Genomic DNA, 1784 nt, shown 5'->3' with positions numbered 1-1784 from the left:
TAGAATCAAAACGAGAAAACTCAAACTGTCATGCTGACGTATGTTGCATCTCATGTCATCCTGATAATGTCGTGCTTACAAAGGTACGTTCCACGTTCCCGCAGGGTAGCATCTCAAAGGTTTTCACTTAATTTAAAAGTAAAGTCATAATCCGTTCTTAGTATAATTAATCCATGTTTAGAAAATAGCTTCTTTAACTAAACCTCGGATGACATTATCTTTTACCATTAACAAGCGAGAAGTTTGAATCACCATATCTAGAAGTTGTTCGCGAGTTAAGCTTTCAGCAGACTGTTCCATTAAGCGCATTTGAAACTGTTGTTCTAAAGTCAGTTGGAAAGAATTAGCATCCATAAAATACTCCTGTTGTTTTACGCTCGATGTAATTATTTGCTTGAGTCAAGTGGAAATATCCTTAAACTTGACTCTTTGATTAAATATTATATTTTTTGATTCCCATAATTCACTATCTATGGTATGACTTTTTGCCATAATTCTTTGCGATCGCTTATTTCTGAGGATATTTCCTCTGCTATCTCAAGATGTACCAATACAAATCATAAACCCCGAAACCATTGTGGAGACGTTACATGTAACGTCTCTACACAGGTTAACCAAGCAGTATTGCGAGATGTACTTAAATCTTTTGAGAATCAAGTATTAACAAATATCTTTCTAATTTAATTATTTTTTATAGCTTGAGGTAGATAATTGAATATTCATATTTGACCTAAGATATATGAATATCAAATCTGCTACCAGTGTAAGGAATTCCATTACATCTCATGCAATTTCTTATCAAAATTCTAAATTATACAATTCATTGGGTTCGTACTTGTGGTTTTATAATTCATAATCAAACCGAAAAAGTGTCTAGAAAAGCAGGACTTACTCAAGATATTACCACTCAAAAACAACAAGCAACAGAAATTATTCAGTTACATGAAACCTTAGAAGCACGTGTTCAAGAACGTACAATAAAATTAGAAGAAGTAAATCGTCAATTAGAAGCATTTACCTATTCGACTTCTCATGATTTACAAGAACCTTTACAGATAATTGAAGGTTTTACTTTAGCAATAATAGAAGATTATGGAAACCAAATTCCAGATAAAGCTCTTGATTATTTACAGCGTATTTTAGCAAATAGTCATCGTTTGCAGAGCTTAATCGAAAATTTGCTGAACTATACCCAAATGATTAATCAAGAAATACCTAGCAAAGCAGTCAATTTAGCATTAGTTATTAATGAATCTCTAATCCAACTAAATACAAAAATTCAAGAACGACAAGCTCAAATAATTATAGAAGAACCTTTACCATTAGTAATCGCTAATCATTTAATTTTGCTTCAGGTAATCATAAACCTGTTAGCTAATGCCATTAAATTTGTTGTTCCTAATCAATCCCCACAGATTCGAGTATATGCAACCCAACAAGAAGAATATATACGACTTTGGGTAGAAGACAATGGTATAGGAATACCATCAGAGTATAAAGAACAAATATTTGAGGTCTTTAAACGATTACATGGAAATGATTCCTATCCAGGAAATGGAATAGGTTTAGCAATAGTAAGTAAAGCAGTGGAACGGATGAATGGTAAATGTGGAGTCGAATCACAAGTAAATACAGGTTCCCGCTTTTGGATAGAATTACCACTCTTTAGAGAGATTCAATAAATATCTAAATACTTGTGAGGGATGACGATATTGATGAGTCATACTATTACTATCTATATAAATAAGTAAGTAAATAATATTTAAATAAAAATAGTTTAATAG

Annotated in this window: 2 protein-coding genes; one reads left to right on the top strand and one right to left on the bottom strand. The window is 31.9% G+C overall.

Annotated features, from left to right (window positions below; all coding sequences use genetic code 11):
* Window positions 1-177 precede the first annotated feature (177 nt).
* A complete protein-coding gene (locus CK510_RS23035; protein WP_095723907.1) occupies window positions 178-354 on the bottom strand; it encodes an NblA/ycf18 family protein in 177 nt (58 codons plus the stop codon).
* A 515-nt stretch (window positions 355-869) separates the two neighbouring features.
* Between CK510_RS23035 and CK510_RS23030 the strand changes: the two genes are divergently transcribed.
* Window positions 870-1682 carry a sensor histidine kinase gene (locus CK510_RS23030; protein WP_158224952.1) on the top strand — a complete coding sequence of 271 codons (813 nt, stop codon included), beginning with the start codon at window positions 870-872 and terminating at the stop codon, window positions 1680-1682.
* The last annotated feature ends 102 nt before the right edge of the window (window positions 1683-1784 follow it).

The sequence above is a fragment of the Brunnivagina elsteri CCALA 953 genome, assembly GCF_002289455.1.
GTDB classification, from domain to species: Bacteria; Cyanobacteriota; Cyanobacteriia; order Cyanobacteriales; family Nostocaceae; genus Brunnivagina; species Brunnivagina elsteri.
Note: the sequence above shows the minus strand (reverse complement) of the source record. Positions and strands in the feature narration are given on the sequence as shown.

Coding starts and splice junctions, on each gene's coding strand:
- CK510_RS23035 (WP_095723907.1), bottom strand. CDS start 354: ATGGATGCTAATTCTTTCCAACTGACTTTAGAACAACAGTTTCAAATG.